This is a genomic window from Aequorivita aquimaris (assembly GCF_001573155.1).
Taxonomy (GTDB): Bacteria; Bacteroidota; Bacteroidia; order Flavobacteriales; family Flavobacteriaceae; genus Aequorivita; species Aequorivita aquimaris.
This window is the reverse complement of sequence record NZ_JRWG01000002.1, coordinates 76,910-91,503: the sequence shown is the minus strand read 5'-3', so window position 1 is coordinate 91,503 and position 14,594 is coordinate 76,910. Positions and strand designations below refer to the sequence as shown.

The following is a 14,594-nucleotide window of genomic DNA, read 5'->3' as shown; positions in this document are numbered from 1 at the left end:
TATTTTTGCCAAAGACACAGTTTGAAAAATTCGAATTATTTTTTGCGATAAAATATTTGCACAACACAAAGTTTGTATTAAATTTGCCCCTCATTATGGAATTGGCCCATGGTGTAACTGGCAACACGTCTGGTTTTGGTCCAGAAGAGTCTAGGTTCGAGCCCTAGTGGGCCAACAAAAGTCTCAGTCTTTTTTAGATTGGGACTTTTTTTATTCCAAAAGATTTAAGTAGAGAAGTTTACCCTGAGCGGAGCCGAAGGAAACTCTAGTGGGCCAACAGAAAAAATCTCAATTTTTCGAAATTGGGATTTTTCATTTTTAAACAACCGTTATTGATTTAATATCGGTGGTGGTAATTGTAGAATTAAGGCATGCTTTAATTCTACAATTACGACAATGCCCGTTCATTTTCCATATCAATAACCTTCGCAACCGTTTTTACAAGACGGTTGTGGTTTTTTACAAACGGATTTGTCTCATCCCAAACATAACCAGCAAGCACAGCGCAAATCTGTTCTTTGATCACAGGATTTTCGGGGCGGTGGAAAAATATTTTCTGAAGATTGCCGGTGTACCATTCGCTAACGTACGTTCTAAAAACATCAACGCCTTTCATAATATAGCCCGTGTAATCCTGTTCCCAATCCACTTTTTCGCCATTTAATTGTTTGGTTATTAGTTTGGCAGCTTTCACGCCCGATTCTGTTGCAAACGTAACGCCCGACGAAAATACGGGATCCAAAAATTCAGCGCTATTTCCCGTAAGGGCATAGCCTTTTCCGTAAAGTTGTTTTACGGCTTTTGAATAATTTTTGATAATATGTGGCTCAAAAAGGAAGTCCAAATCTTTTAGCCTATCGTAATAATAGTCGGAAATTTTCAGCATTTCCTTAAGCTTTTCAGCATTTGTCCCTTTAAAAGATTCAATAAACTCCGTTGGTCCTACAAAGCCAATGCTCGTATTTCCGTTTGAAAAAGGAATGACCCAAAGCCAAACTTCATCTTTCACCACATCAAAGGTAATAAGCGTTCCCTCTACACCTTCGGGGCGTTCGGTTTCTTTTACATGTGTGAAGATTGCGGAATTTGCTTCAAGGGTAGAAGGCTTGTCCAAATCCAGCAGTCGAGGCAAAACCCTGCCGTAACCACTACTATCAATAATAAACTTTGCGCGGATGTTATATTCGTTTCCTTCTTCGGTTTTAACGGTTGTTGTGGAATGGCCGTTTTCGTCAAATTCCACAGCAGTTACTTCGTGGCCGAAGGAAACATCCACACCTTTTTTCACTATTTCTTTGGCAAGCGTATGGTCAAAATCTGCCCGCGGAACCTGCCAAGTATAATCCCAGCCCGGGGTGTGTTTTTTCGAAAAATCGAAATTGCACACAATATCATCTTTCAAAAATCGAGCGCCTGCCTTAATTTCAAATTGCTGCTCCATCAAACAATCTAAAAGTCCAGTTTCTTCAAAATGGTCCATGCAGCGCGGCAATAAACTTTCGCCAATCACAAAGCGCGGAAATTTGCTTTTTTCAACCACTTTGGAGCTTATTCCGTTGTTTTTTAAATAGGAAGAAGCAACGCAGCCTGAAGGTCCTGCGCCAATAATTAACACATCAACAGCAATATCATTCATATTATTAAGATATAGATTGTTAAAAAATTCTAAATTTGCATTCTAAAGTTACCAAATTATTTTAGACCAAAACGTTAATAAATCAATTGATTCAACTATAAATGCCAACATTACAAGGAAAACTGGAAACAGCCGATTTTGATAAAATCATTTTCAAAAACGAATCCGTCCAACTTCACAAAGATATAATAGAAAGAGTTCAAAACAGTTTCGACTTTCTGAAAGAATTTTCTGAAAATAAAATTATTTATGGGGTCAATACAGGTTTCGGCCCGATGGCGCAGTACAAAATAAAGGACGACGAGCGCATACAGTTGCAGTATAATCTTATTCGTAGCCATGCTTCGGGAACCGGAAACCCAATTACGGCACAATACGTCCGTGCGGCCATGCTTGCGCGAATGAACACGCTAAGCCTTGGCAACAGTGGGGTTCACCCTTCCGTCATTAAATTGATGGGCGAATTGCTCAACAAAAATATTATTCCACTTATTTATGAACACGGTGGTGTGGGCGCTAGCGGCGATTTGGTGCAGCTTGCCCATTTGGCGTTGGTATTGATTGGTGAAGGCGAAGTTTTTTATAAAGGAGAACGCAGAAATACGGAAGAAGTCTTCAAAATAGAAAACCTTCAACCCATAAAAGTGGAGCTGCGCGAAGGATTGGCTTTAATGAACGGAACGTCAGTAATGACGGGAATTGGCGTGGTAAACGTGCTTTACACAAAACGAATTATGCAGTGGATGATTAAAGCTTCCTCTGCCATAAATGAAATTGTAAAAGCATATGACGACCATCTTTCTTTTGAATTGAACGAAACCAAAAGACATAAGGGGCAACGACAAATTGCCGAAATGATGCGCAGCCATTTAAAAGACAGCAATCTTACCCGCAAGCGTGAACACCATTTGTACAACGGTTCAAAAAACGAAGAGGTGTTTGTTGAAAAAGTACAGGAATATTATTCTCTTCGCTGCGTACCACAAATTTTGGGACCTGTTTTGGACACGCTCAATTCCGTTGAAAAAATATTGATTGAAGAAGTAAATTCAGCAAACGATAACCCGATCGTGGATGTTGAAAAACGAAATGTATATCACGGCGGAAACTTCCACGGCGATTATGTTTCTCTTGAAATGGACAAGCTGAAAATTGTAGTTGCAAAAATGACGATGCTTGCCGAACGTCAATTAAACTATTTATTGAATTCAAAATTGAACGACATACTGCCTCCGTTCGTGAATTTGGGCAAACTTGGATTGAATTTTGGAATGCAGGGCGTACAGTTTACTGCTACATCCACAACAGCCGAAAGCCAAATGCTGAGCAACCCAATGTATGTGCACAGTATCCCGAACAATAATGACAATCAGGATATAGTGAGTATGGGTACAAATGCTGCACTTATCACCAAAAAAGTGATTGAAAATGCTTTTGAAGTAGTAGCAATTGAACTCATAACCATTGTTCAAGCTATTGAATATCTAAAAGTTCAGGATAGCGTTTCTTCCGAAACCAAAAAAATGTATAATGAAATTCGGGGAATTGTACCTGTTTTTAAGGAAGACGTAGCAATGTATCCATATGTGAATAGCGTAAAAGAATTTTTGATGGATTCTATAAAATAAGAACAGAATAATTTTGTAAATTGTTCGTCTCTCCTCACTAACTTAAAACCAAGATAATTATGAAAACAATTTTTTCCTTTGCACTTATTTTAATTTTGGGGACAACCACAGTTTCTGCTCAGGAACTAGCTTTAGTTCGCGACAATGATCTTTTTGGCTACATCAACAAAAGTGGTGAATATGTTATCCAGCCGCAATTTGAAAAAGCAGATAGTTTTTCCGGAAAGCTCGCGGCCGCTATGAAAGATAAAAAATGGGGCTTTATCAATACCTCCGGCGAATGGGTTATACAACCGCAATATGATCGCGTAAAGGCATTCAATTCTGGTTATGCGGTGGTATTGGAGAACGATCAATGGAAATACATTAACGCTAAAAATGAAACCTTAAATACGCCTGCCACTGACAAGATTTATGATTTTGACGGTGGGGTAGCTGTTATCCGCAGCGGCGAAAAAATAGGTTTGATGGATACTAATGGAAAAACCATTTTAGAACCAAAATATGATGAAATAAAAAGTTTCAACAATGGCTACGCAAAATTTAAAAATGGTGAAACTTGGGGCTTGCTCAGCAAAAAGGGAGAAGAGTTTGTTCCCGCAGATTATAACGAGATTGGTGATTTCAGTAAAAACGGAATTTGGGCAAGAAAAGGTGAAAGTTTCGGTGTTTTGATTAATGGAACATTTACACCAATCAGCGGAGTGGATAAAATTTGGGATTTTACTAATGATTCCCCATTAACCTATGCTCGAAGCAATAAAATGATGGGCTTCATAAATGGAAAGGGAGAATGGGTAATACAGCCTGCTTATGATAAAGTACGTGCATTTAATGCTGGACTTGCTCCTGTAAATCTAGGGAAGGAATGGGGCTTTATTAATGAAAAAGGAGAAAAAGTTATCGACATAAAATTCAGAGATGCCGAAATATTTTCTGATAATGGCCTAGCTCCTGTAAAAGAAAAAAAACTATGGGGGTTTGTTGATAAAACCGGAAACTTAGTAATCCCGATGGAATACGATATTTCAATAGGAATGTTTGGATTCCTGCAAAGCGGATCTGATAAAGGGTTTATTGACGGTGTGGCTCGTGTAAAGAAAGATAAAAAATGGGGCTTTATTAATGAAAAAGGCCAAGTTATAGGCAAATGGTACCAGAATGCCGAAGCTTTTGTGGATACTTCAAAGTAGAAAATTAGTATTCAGTAGCAATTGGCAGTAAAAAGTTGTGATAAAAATTAAATGGAAGATAAAAAAACGAAACAGAAATACGCATTAGTAACAGGAGGTTCCCGAGGTATCGGCCGTGCAGTTTGTATTCAATTGGCGAAAGATTTGGAATATAACCTACTTATAAATTATAACGGCAACAAAGAAGCCGCCCAACAAACCTTGAAAGAGGTTGAGGCACTCGGCGGCAAGGGTGAAATAATCCAATTTGATGTTACCAATCCCGAATCCGTTAATAAGGCATTTGACGTATGGCACGAAGCCAATAAAGATGCTATCATTGAAGTCATAATTAACAATGCTGGAATTACCAAAGACGGCATGTTTATGTGGATGAAACCTGACGATTGGCACAGCGTAATAAACACCAGTTTGAATGGTTTTTACAATGTAACCAATGCCTTGATCCAAAAATTGCTTGTCAATAAATATGGCCGGGTTATCAACATGGTTTCGGTTTCAGGATTAAAAGGAACTCCCGGCCAGGTAAATTATTCCGCGGCAAAAGGAGCGGTTATTGGCGCCACTAAAGCACTGGCGCAGGAAGTCGCAAAACGGAACATAACCGTAAACGCAGTAGCCCCAGGATTTATAAAAAGTGATATGACCGCCGAACTTGACGAAAAGGAACTGAAAAAAATGATCCCGGCCAACCGTTTTGGCGAAGCCGAGGAAGTAGCCCACGTGGTGAGTTTTCTGGCATCACCAAAAGCTTCCTATATTACCGGGGAAATTATTAATATTAATGGAGGGATTTATTCTTAAAATGAAGGAGAAGTGAAAAGAGTAGTAATAACCGGAATGGGCATCTATTCCTGCATCGGCAAAAACCTGCAGAAAGTGAAGCAATCGCTTTATGAAGGAAAATCTGGAATTATTTGCGACGAAAAGCGGAAGGATTTCGGCTATCGTTCCTGTTTAACGGGTTGGGTGGAAGAACCCAATTTGAAAGAACAACTTTCCCGAAGAGAGCGTGTTAGTCTTGGTGAGGAAGGCGCTTACGCCTATGCCGCAACTATTGAAGCCTTGAAAAACGCTAAAATAGACCAGCAATTTCTGGACGAAAATGAAGTGGGCATTCTTTACGGAAATGACAGCACCGCAAAATCGGTCATAGAATCGGTTGATAAAATTCGTGAAAAGAAGGATACAACCTTGGTGGGTTCGGGCGCAATTTTTAAGGCGATGAACTCTTCCGTTACGATGAACCTTTCCACCATTTTTAAATTGCGAGGCATCAATTTTACCATCAGTGCGGCTTGTGCCAGTGGCTCACATTCCATCGGGATGGCCTATTTTCTTATAAAAAATGGCTTGCAGGATTGTATCATTTCCGGCGGAGCCCAAGAGATTAATGAACTGGCAATGGGCAGTTTTGACGGGCTCGGGGTTTTTTCAACACAAGCAGATCCCACAAAAGCCTGTCGTCCCTTCGATAAAGATAGGGATGGATTAGTGCCCAGCGGTGGTGCGGCAACTTTAATTATTGAGAGTTACGAAAGCGCTATAAAACGCGGAGCGCCAATTTTGGGCGAAATTATAGGCTACGGCTTTTCTTCAAACGGCGATCATATTTCAACGCCAAATGTTGACGGCCCTGCCCGAGCAATGAAAATGGCTCTTGAACAGGCAAATATCCAAGCTTCGGAAATTGATTACGTAAATGCACACGCAACTTCAACACCAGTTGGCGACGCAAATGAGGCGCTCGCAATTACGGATGTTTTTGGGGAAAACGGACCTTATGTGAGTTCCACAAAATCCATGACCGGCCACGAATGTTGGATGGCAGGCGCGAGCGAGGTTATTTATTCCATGCTTATGATGGAACACTCCTTCATAGCGCCAAATATCAATCTTGAAACGCCGGATGAGGCGGCTTCAAAATTAAACCTTGTTAACAAAACGTTAAATAGAAAAATTGATGTATTTTTGTCCAATTCTTTCGGGTTTGGGGGAACCAATTCCGCATTGATAATTAAAAAATGCACACATTAGAAATGAATAAAGAAGTTATAGTTGAGAAGATAAACTACTTTTTGGTAGATGAGTTTGAGGTAGAGACCGAAGACATTGAACCAAGGGCCAATCTAAAGGAAACTTTGGAGCTGGACAGCTTGGATTTTGTGGATTTGGTAGTTGCCATTGAGGCCAATTTTGGCGTGAAATTGACTGGTGAGGATTTCCTTAATGTTATTACACTTCAAGATTTTTACGACCTGATTGAAACAAAAATCAGCTGAAATTTGCAATAACTATTTATGGCGGGCGAGTGGGAAGGCAAAAGCAAAGGAACCGTTTTAGGGTATAAAATCTTTATATTTTTTATCAGAAAATTAGGTGTTCGCGCTGCATACGGACTGCTTTATTTCGTTGCTCTTTATTACGTATTCTTCGCCGGAAGAAGCACCCGATCCATATTTTACTACTTTCGTAAAAGATTGAAATATTCTTGGACTAAGAGTGTTTTCAGCATTTACAAAAGTTATTATGTTTTTGGCAAGACCATTATTGACAAGGCCGCAATCTCTTCTGGTCTGCAAAACAGATTTACCCATGAATGTGACGGAGTTGACAATATTATAGAGCTTCTCGACAAAAAGCAAGGTGGCATTATGATAAGTGCCCACGTTGGCAATTTTGAAATCGCCGAATTCTTTTTTGAGGAAATTGATACCCGATCGCAAATAAGCCTTGTAACCACCGATGTCGAACATAAAAACATCAAGGAATATATGGAAAAAGTAACCATGCGTTCCAATGTAAAGTTTATCTTGGTGAAAGAGGATATGTCGCATATTTTTGAAATAAACAATGCCCTCAGCAATGGCGAATTGGTCTGTTTTACAGGCGATAGATATATGAAAGGCCAAAAAGTATTGACGGAATCGTTGATGGGAAAAGAAGCAAATTTTCCCGCCGGCCCATTTTTATTGGCCAGTAGGCTGAACGTGCCTGTTTTGTTCGTTTATGTAATGAAGGAAACCAATAAGCACTATCATTTATACGCCCGTCAAGCAGAAGTAAAGAACCGCGATGCACAAGGATTGCTGAAAAAATATACCGAAAGTGTGGAATGGATGCTGAAAAAATATCCGTTGCAATGGTTCAACTATTTTGATTTTTGGGAAACGGACGATTAAGAAATGAAGGAAGTACTTATAATTTATTATTCCCAAACCGGGCAGCTTTTTGATATTCTGAAGAATATTGCTTCAACGATTTCAGTTGAAAAAGTTAACATATCCTATTGCGAAATAATTCCGAAGAAAAAATTCCCCTTTCCGTGGAAACAGGAAGAATTTTACGGCGCTTTCCCGGAAACCTTTCTCCAAATACCAACCCCTTTGGAAGCGATTCCATCAGAAATTCTTCAAAATAAATACGACTTGGTTATTTTAGGCTACACTACTTGGTACTTAACGCCTTCCATCCCAATCAATTCATTTTTAAAATCTGAAGAGGCAAAATTATTGCTCGCAAATACGCCCGTGGTAACCGTTTCCGCAAGCCGCAATATGTGGATAATGGCGCAGGAAAAAGTGAAAAAATTATTGATTGCGAACCATGCAAAATTGGTCGGAAATATTGCTTTGGTGGACCGTAACCTGAACCACATCAGCGTTATCACAATCGTGCATTGGCTTATGGGCGGTAAGAAAACCAGAATGCTCGGTATTTTTCCAAAACCGGGAGTGTCGGACAAAGATATTGAAGCAGCCTCCCGTTTTGGAGTTCCCATTAAAGAAGCTTTGCTTCAAAATGAATATTCAAATCTGCAGCAAAATCTTTTGGACGTGGGAGCCGTAAAAATTGATCCATCACTAATAGCCACCGATATTCGCGGAAATGTTGTTTTTACAAAATGGGCGAACCATTTAATCAAAAAAGAGGGCGAAGAAAGAAAGAAATGGCTCGTTTATTTTAAATATTATTTGTTATTTGCAATATGGCTAATAGCACCAATAGTATTTATTGTATTTTTGCTCACTTATATCCCAATGTATCGAAAAATACAGCGAGATAAAGCCTATTATTCATCAGTTGCATTAAAGCAGGATTAATGAAGAACGTATATATTACAAGGATTGCGAAGTTTTTGCCCAATGAGCCTGTAGAGAATGAGGCGATGGAGGAAAAACTTGGGGTTATTAATGGAAAAACCTCAAAAGCCCGCCGCATTATCCTTCGGAACAACCAAATAAAAACACGTTATTACGCCATCGACAAAGATGGAAACGTAACCCATAACAATGCACAACTTGCTGCGGAAGCGGTTGAGGCCTTGTGTGATGAAACTTTCCACAAAAACGATATTGAATTGCTGTCCTGCGGCACTTCCAGCCCAGACCAGATTTTGCCGAGCCACGCCGCCATGGTACACGGTTTTTTAAAGAACGGAAACTTGGAAGTAAATTCGCCCTCAGGCGCCTGCTGCAGCGGAATGAACGCCCTAAAATATGGCTACATGGCCGTAAAATCGGAGCAGGTAAAAAATGCAGTTTGCACGGGTTCTGAAAGAACTTCTTCTTGGATGAAAGCTGATATTTTTGAAGACGAAGTAGCCCATTTGCAGGAAATTGAAGAACATCCAATACTAGCTTTCAATAAAGAATTTTTACGTTGGATGCTGTCTGACGGCGCTGGCGCAATGCTTTTAGAAAGTGAGCCAAAGGGAGAATCACCATTGAAAATTGAATGGATGGAAGGCTACAGTTATGCCTTTGAACTCGATACGTGTATGTATGCCGGTGGCGACAAACTTGATGATGGCAGCCTAAAACCTTGGAGCGAATATCCCGCAGATGTTTGGGGAAAAATGTCGCTTTTTGCGATGAAGCAGGACGTGAAATTGTTGGGCGAAAATATCCTTCAAAAAGGTGTGGAAAGCATGAAAGATGCCATGGCAAAGCACAACATCACCGAGGACGATATTGATTACTACCTGCCGCATATTTCTTCCTATTATTTCAAGGAAAATTTGTACAACGAAATTGAGCGTCAAGGGCTGCATTTACCTTGGGAAAAATGGTTTTTGAACCTTCAAAAAGTTGGGAATGTGGGCGCTGGCTCCATCTATCTTATGTTGGAGGAATTGGTGCATTCCGGAAAACTGAAAAAGGGTGATAAAATATTTCTGCAAGTACCCGAAAGCGCGCGTTTTGCATATTCGTACGCCTATTTAACGGTTGTTTAAATGAATCAATTCACCGAAAAAATAACGGATAAGGATTTCATCGGAAAATTGATTCCGCAGAAAGCGCCGTTTGTGATGGTGGACAAACTGCTTCATTTTGAGGAAAAAAAAGTAATCGCGGGATTGACCATTTCCGAAGAAAACATTTTTACGCAGAACCATAAATTTACCGCTCCAGGCTTAATTGAGCATATGGCGCAGACCGTGGCACTTTATACAGGCTACCAATTTTTTCTAAAGGAAGAAGATGCTCCCGTGGGCTATATCGGGGCAATAAAAAAAGCTGAAATTTTTGACCTTCCTTCTGTTGGAAATGAACTGAAAACCACGGTAAATGTGCTGCACGATATAATGGGCGTAACTTTGGTAACCGCTGAAACCGAATGCAATGGAAAAGTAATCGCCTCCAGTGAAATGAAAACTGTATTGGCCAATTAATGAAAGCTGAGGACGTTTCAAATATTGACATTGCCAATTTTTTGCCGCATCGCGAGCCGATGTTGATGGTTACTTCGGTGCTCGAAATTGACGAAAATTCAGTTTCCACCCAATTCCACATTACAGAAGATTGCGTTTTTTTGGATAACGGAAAACTTTCTGAAACTGGTCTTATTGAAAATGTTGCCCAAGCTGCTTCGGGCGTTGTCGGGCAAACTTTTTTTGAAAAGGACGATTTGGAAGGAACAGGCAATAAATTGGTTGGCTACATAAGCGCCATCAAAAAAGTGGAGATTTTTCAGCTTCCAAACGTTGGCGAAACGATTGTTACAAGGGCAAAACTCCTTTCCAGATTTGATACAGGCGAAATGACAATGTGCAGCCTTGAGGCCGAAACCTTCCTCGATGAAAAATTAATTGTATCTTCTACCATGAATTTTTTAATCCATGAAGTCTGATTATGAAGAAAAAGGAAGTACCACAGGACAAAAGCAATCTGGAATCCGCCAATTTTCGCGAACTATGTTATGCCGTTAATGAAAATGGCGAATACACTACCGAAAACAGCACAGGCTGGGAACCAAAAACCGTAGCATTAAACAATGCAATCGAGGAAATAAAAGAGCGCATTGCCGATGCAAAAAGCCGTGTAATTGCGGGCGAAACCAGCCCCATAGAATATTATATGGAACTCCACAAAATGGACGTGGGCATTTTGGCAAGCTACGTTGGTTTTTGGCAATGGAAGGTAAAACGCCACTTTAAGCCTTCGGTTTTTAAAAAATTGAGCGATAAAACTTTGAACAAATATGCTGATGTCTTCGAGATTTCAATTGAAGAATTGAAGTCGATGGGTCGATGAGTCGATAAGTTTATGAGTTTAAAAGTTTATCAATTTCCATAGAATCCATAGAATCAAAAGTATCCACAGTATCAATAGAAAAACCAGAAACTTGAAACCAGAAACCATAATAGACTTCACCCACCACCAATCTGCACACTGCGAAAACGGCGTTGTTTCAAACTTGATGAAGCACAACGGTTTTAGCATTAGCGAACCCATGGTTTTTGGAATTGGGAGCGGTTTGTTGTTTTGTTATATTCCTTTACTGAAAGTGAACCATGCGCCCGTGATTACCTATCGCGCCTTGCCGGGACATATTTTTAAAAAATTCGCAAAGCGCACGGGCGTAAAAATGAAGCGCGAAAAATTCAGCAATCCAAAAGATGCAAAAGCGCGTTTGGATGAAAATCTTGAAAAAAACAATCCTGTTGGTTTACAAGTCGGCGTTTACAATTTGGTTTATTTTCCCGATGAATACCGTTTCCATTTCAACGCCCACAATATGGTAGTTTATGGAAAAGAGGGCAATCGTTATTTAATCAGTGACCCAGTTATGGAGGACGTTACTTCCCTTTCTGAAAAGGAACTTGAAAAAGTGCGTTTCGCCAAAGGAGCTTTTGCGCCAAAAGGGCATATGTATTACCCGATTTCCTTTCCCGAAAAACTGGAACTTGAAAAAGCAATCGTAAAAGGTATAAAAGATACTTGCAAAGCAATGTTAGCACCAGTTTCATTTGTTGGCGTAAAGGGAATCCACAAAATAGCTGGTTTAATCAGAAAATGGCCAAAGAAAAAAGGTATTAAAACCGCAAACCATTATTTAGGACAAGTAGTGCGGATGCAGGAAGAAATAGGAACTGGCGGAGGTGGCTTCCGTTATATTTACGCAGCATTTTTACAGGAAGCAGGTAAGCTTTTAGGAAATGAAAAGTTAATTGAGCTTTCAAAAGAAATGACCGAGATAGGCGATTTATGGCGCGATTTTGCACTTGAAGCTTCCAGAATCTACAAAAACCGTAGCGCCCAAACCGATAGTTACAACAAAGTGGCTGACCAATTAGACCATATTGCCGATTTGGAAAAGGTGTTTTTTAAGAAGTTGAAAAAGGCGGTGTGAAGAAGTCAATGTTAATAGGGGAAGGAAAGTAAAAGTAAAAAAAGATAAAAGTCCCTCTTTGGGGGATTTAGAGGGACAATGATTCAAATAAACCAACTTTCAAAAAAATACAAAGGTGCCGAATTCTTTTCGGTAAAAAACCTTGATTTGAAAGTTGAAGAAGGCGAAATATACGGCCTGCTCGGTCCAAATGGCGCTGGAAAAACCACGCTTATCTCCATGCTCACGTCTTTGCTGAAACCCACTTCGGGTACTTTCACAATAAATGGATTGAATTTTAAGGAACACAAAAACCAATTGAAACAGTTAATTGGCATCGTTCCGCAGGAATACGCACTTTACCCAACGCTCACCGCTTTTGAGAATTTAGAATACTTTGGAAGTATGTACGGAATTAAAGGCGAAATTTTAAAAAACTCCATTAACGAACATCTAAAAATAATGGGACTTTCAAAATTCGCAAATAAAAATACCGATACGTTTTCCGGTGGAATGAAGCGACGCGTAAACTTGATTGCCGGAATACTTCACCAACCAAAAGTTCTATTTCTTGACGAACCAACCGTAGGCGTGGACGTACAATCCAAAAATGTGATTATTGACCATTTAAAACTGCTGAACAAAAAAGGAACCACAATAGTTTACACCTCCCACCATTTAAACGAAGCCGAATTTTTCTGCACCCACGTCGCTATTATTGACCGCGGGGAGATTATTGTAAAAGGAGTTCCTTCGGAATTGATAAAAAACGAACCCGAAGCCAAAAATCTTGAAGAAGTATTTTTGGCAAAAACCGGCAAAGCGCTTCGCGACCATGCATAAACTCTGGGCTTCCACATATAAGGAAATGCTTTTGCTAATCCGCGATTTGGGCGGAATCGCGATTCTTTTTATAATGCCGTTACTGTTGTTGATTGTAATAACCTTGGTGCAGGACAGCACTTTCAAAACCATTAGCGATATAAAAATCCCCGTGCTCCTGGTGGATAATGACAAAGGCGAAGTTTCAAAAAATATCATTGAAAACCTTTCCGAATCCAATTCATTTGAAATTCTTCAGAAATCTTCGGAAGAAGAGGCAAAGGAGGCTGTATTCTCAGGAAAATATCAACTCGCCATCGTAATTCCCGAGAATCTTTCGGCCTCGCTTCAAAAGAAAGTGGATCAAAATGTGGAAGGCATTTTATCAAAATTCGGGTTGGAAGAAGATACTTTGGCAGTTGCAAAAGAAGCGATTCCGCAAAAGGAAGTCCGTTTGTATTTTGATCCCGCAACGCAGGTAAGTTTTAAATCTTCCGTGAAAAATGGCATCGACAAAATGATTTCGAAAATTGAAACGCAAAGTATTTACAAAGCGTTTCAAACGGAATTGGGCGAGGACGATGCCGAACCGATTTTCGAAACTGAAAACTTTATCGCCTTTAAGGAAATCCTGCCCACAAAAAACAATCAGGAAATCATCCCGAACTCAGCACAGCACAACGTTCCGGCGTGGACGCTGTTTGCCATTTTTTTCATAATTGTGCCACTTTCAATAAATCTTTTAAAAGAAAAAAACCAAGGCACTTTTGTCCGTTTGCGCACCACTCCGGTGAGTTATGCTGCCGTTCTGGGCGGAAAAACAATCGTTTATCTCGCGGTCTGTCTCGTTCAATTTACGTTGATGCTGCTCGTGGGAATTTTTCTTTTTCCCGCAATCGGCCTCCCGGGAGTTGACGTTTCCGGAAAGTTGCCGATGCTATATTTAGTTGCGCTTTTTTCTGGACTTGCCGCGATAGGATTGGGGTTGCTGATTGGCACCGTAGCAAAAACACAGGAACAGGCAGCACCGTTTGGCGCCACTTCGGTGGTTATTTTGGCGGCGCTCGGCGGCGTTTGGGTACCCGTTTTCGTAATGCCGAAATTTATGCAGTTTGTTTCCAAAATTTCCCCGATGAACTGGGGCTTGGAAGCGTTTTACGATGTATTTTTAAGAAATGTAAGTTTTGTTAAAATCCTTCCCGAAATTTCGTTATTATTGTTGTTCTTCCTCACCACAATCGTAATAGCTATAATTTATAATAGAAGAAAAAATGCCGTCTGACAACAAAAAGGAAATAAGTTTTACATCAGAAATTCGGGTGCGTTTCACCGAAACAGACCCTTTGGGAATTGTTTGGCACGGCAATTATATCCAGTATTTTGAGGATGGCCGCGAGGCTTTTGGGCGCGAACACGGCATTTCGTATTTGGAACAAAAGGCGAACGGCTATACTTCCCCAATCGTGAAGTCTTCCTGTGAACACAAGCTGCCGTTGCGCTACGGCGATGTGGCAACCATAAAGACCACTTTTATCGACTCGCCGGCGGCAAAAATGATTTTTCAATATCGCATTTTTGACCCAAAGGGAAGATTGGTCTGTTTGGGTGAGACCATTCAGGTTTTTTTGAACGAAAAGGGAGAGCTTTCTCTTACAAAGCCTGAATTTTTTGCAAAATGGAAGGAAAAAATGGGTTTGTAAA

16 protein-coding genes and 1 tRNA gene are annotated in these 14,594 nt (G+C 40.2%); 16 read left to right on the top strand and 1 reads right to left on the bottom strand.

Features of this window, described 5'->3' with window-relative positions; translation table 11 throughout:
• Positions 1-102 precede the first annotated feature (102 nt).
• Positions 103-175 (top strand) — tRNA-Gln (locus tag LS48_RS03190).
• 213 nt (positions 176-388) lie between these two features.
• Here LS48_RS03190 and LS48_RS03185 read toward each other — a convergent pair.
• Complete coding sequence (locus LS48_RS03185) at positions 389-1,636, bottom strand: NAD(P)/FAD-dependent oxidoreductase (RefSeq protein ID WP_062619931.1); 1,248 nt, start codon at positions 1,634-1,636, stop codon at positions 389-391.
• Positions 1,637-1,737: 101 nt separating this feature from the next.
• Between LS48_RS03185 and flxA the strand changes: the two genes are divergently transcribed.
• The 15 genes from flxA to LS48_RS03110 all read left to right on the top strand — a co-directional run bounded on the left by flxA (position 1,738) and on the right by LS48_RS03110 (position 14,593).
• Positions 1,738-3,264 carry a flexirubin biosynthesis tyrosine ammonia-lyase FlxA gene (flxA, locus tag LS48_RS03180; protein ID WP_062619929.1) on the top strand — a complete coding sequence of 509 codons (1,527 nt, stop codon included), beginning with the start codon at positions 1,738-1,740 and terminating at the stop codon, positions 3,262-3,264.
• A gap of 59 nt (positions 3,265-3,323) precedes the next feature.
• Entirely contained in the window at positions 3,324-4,457 is a 1,134-nt protein-coding gene (locus LS48_RS03175; protein ID WP_062619927.1) for a WG repeat-containing protein, read from the top strand.
• 51 nt (positions 4,458-4,508) lie between these two features.
• A complete protein-coding gene (gene flxB / locus LS48_RS03170) occupies positions 4,509-5,261 on the top strand; it encodes a flexirubin biosynthesis SDR family reductase FlxB (protein ID WP_062619925.1) in 753 nt (250 codons plus the stop codon).
• A gap of 12 nt (positions 5,262-5,273) precedes the next feature.
• Positions 5,274-6,494, top strand: a complete 1,221-nt coding sequence (locus LS48_RS03165) for a beta-ketoacyl-[acyl-carrier-protein] synthase family protein (RefSeq protein WP_076692405.1) — start codon at positions 5,274-5,276, stop codon at positions 6,492-6,494.
• A 2-nt stretch (positions 6,495-6,496) separates the two neighbouring features.
• Positions 6,497-6,739 carry an acyl carrier protein gene (locus tag LS48_RS03160; protein WP_045079317.1) on the top strand — a complete coding sequence of 81 codons (243 nt, stop codon included), beginning with the start codon at positions 6,497-6,499 and terminating at the stop codon, positions 6,737-6,739.
• Between the two features lie 18 nt (positions 6,740-6,757).
• Complete coding sequence (locus LS48_RS03155; RefSeq protein WP_062619923.1) at positions 6,758-7,639, top strand: lysophospholipid acyltransferase family protein; 882 nt, start codon at positions 6,758-6,760, stop codon at positions 7,637-7,639.
• Positions 7,640-7,642: 3 nt separating this feature from the next.
• Positions 7,643-8,560, top strand: coding sequence for a flavodoxin family protein (locus tag LS48_RS03150; RefSeq protein ID WP_062619921.1), 918 nt, complete (start codon positions 7,643-7,645; stop codon positions 8,558-8,560).
• Complete coding sequence (gene darB / locus LS48_RS03145; RefSeq protein WP_062619919.1) at positions 8,560-9,693, top strand: dialkylresorcinol biosynthesis protein DarB; 1,134 nt, start codon at positions 8,560-8,562, stop codon at positions 9,691-9,693. The genes LS48_RS03150 and darB overlap by 1 nt, the downstream gene beginning before the upstream one ends.
• On the top strand, positions 9,694-10,131 hold the full coding sequence (locus LS48_RS03140) for a hotdog family protein (RefSeq protein ID WP_062619917.1): 438 nt from the start codon (positions 9,694-9,696) through the stop codon (positions 10,129-10,131).
• The gene (locus LS48_RS03135) at positions 10,131-10,589 is read left to right on the top strand and encodes a hotdog family protein (protein ID WP_062619915.1); all 459 of its coding nucleotides are present in this window, start codon (positions 10,131-10,133) and stop codon (positions 10,587-10,589) included. The genes LS48_RS03140 and LS48_RS03135 overlap by 1 nt, the downstream gene beginning before the upstream one ends.
• A gap of 2 nt (positions 10,590-10,591) precedes the next feature.
• Complete coding sequence (gene DarG / locus LS48_RS03130) at positions 10,592-10,993, top strand: flexirubin biosynthesis protein DarG (protein WP_062619913.1); 402 nt, start codon at positions 10,592-10,594, stop codon at positions 10,991-10,993.
• 91 nt (positions 10,994-11,084) lie between these two features.
• Positions 11,085-12,092: a BtrH-related acyltransferase DarH gene (gene darH, locus LS48_RS03125; RefSeq protein WP_235811006.1), complete on the top strand. Its 1,008-nt coding sequence runs from the start codon at positions 11,085-11,087 to the stop codon at positions 12,090-12,092.
• A 78-nt stretch (positions 12,093-12,170) separates the two neighbouring features.
• Positions 12,171-12,914, top strand: a complete 744-nt coding sequence (locus tag LS48_RS03120; RefSeq protein WP_062619911.1) for an ABC transporter ATP-binding protein — start codon at positions 12,171-12,173, stop codon at positions 12,912-12,914.
• Positions 12,907-14,175, top strand: a complete 1,269-nt coding sequence (locus LS48_RS03115) for an ABC transporter permease (protein ID WP_062619908.1) — start codon at positions 12,907-12,909, stop codon at positions 14,173-14,175. Before LS48_RS03120 ends, LS48_RS03115 begins: the two co-directional genes overlap by 8 nt.
• Positions 14,165-14,593 carry an acyl-CoA thioesterase gene (locus tag LS48_RS03110; RefSeq protein WP_062619907.1) on the top strand — a complete coding sequence of 143 codons (429 nt, stop codon included), beginning with the start codon at positions 14,165-14,167 and terminating at the stop codon, positions 14,591-14,593. The genes LS48_RS03115 and LS48_RS03110 overlap by 11 nt, the downstream gene beginning before the upstream one ends.
• Position 14,594 lies beyond the last annotated feature (1 nt).

Coding starts and splice junctions, on each gene's coding strand:
- flxB (WP_062619925.1), top strand. CDS start 4,509: ATGGAAGATAAAAAAACGAAACAGAAATACGCATTAGTAACAGGAGGT.
- LS48_RS03140 (WP_062619917.1), top strand. CDS start 9,694: ATGAATCAATTCACCGAAAAAATAACGGATAAGGATTTCATCGGAAAA.
- LS48_RS03185 (WP_062619931.1), bottom strand. CDS start 1,636: ATGAATGATATTGCTGTTGATGTGTTAATTATTGGCGCAGGACCTTCA.
- LS48_RS03155 (WP_062619923.1), top strand. CDS start 6,758: ATGGCGGGCGAGTGGGAAGGCAAAAGCAAAGGAACCGTTTTAGGGTAT.
- LS48_RS03115 (WP_062619908.1), top strand. CDS start 12,907: ATGCATAAACTCTGGGCTTCCACATATAAGGAAATGCTTTTGCTAATC.
- LS48_RS03110 (WP_062619907.1), top strand. CDS start 14,165: ATGCCGTCTGACAACAAAAAGGAAATAAGTTTTACATCAGAAATTCGG.
- flxA (WP_062619929.1), top strand. CDS start 1,738: ATGCCAACATTACAAGGAAAACTGGAAACAGCCGATTTTGATAAAATC.
- LS48_RS03160 (WP_045079317.1), top strand. CDS start 6,497: ATGAATAAAGAAGTTATAGTTGAGAAGATAAACTACTTTTTGGTAGAT.
- darB (WP_062619919.1), top strand. CDS start 8,560: ATGAAGAACGTATATATTACAAGGATTGCGAAGTTTTTGCCCAATGAG.
- LS48_RS03135 (WP_062619915.1), top strand. CDS start 10,131: ATGAAAGCTGAGGACGTTTCAAATATTGACATTGCCAATTTTTTGCCG.
- LS48_RS03175 (WP_062619927.1), top strand. CDS start 3,324: ATGAAAACAATTTTTTCCTTTGCACTTATTTTAATTTTGGGGACAACC.
- LS48_RS03120 (WP_062619911.1), top strand. CDS start 12,171: ATGATTCAAATAAACCAACTTTCAAAAAAATACAAAGGTGCCGAATTC.
- DarG (WP_062619913.1), top strand. CDS start 10,592: ATGAAGAAAAAGGAAGTACCACAGGACAAAAGCAATCTGGAATCCGCC.
- LS48_RS03150 (WP_062619921.1), top strand. CDS start 7,643: ATGAAGGAAGTACTTATAATTTATTATTCCCAAACCGGGCAGCTTTTT.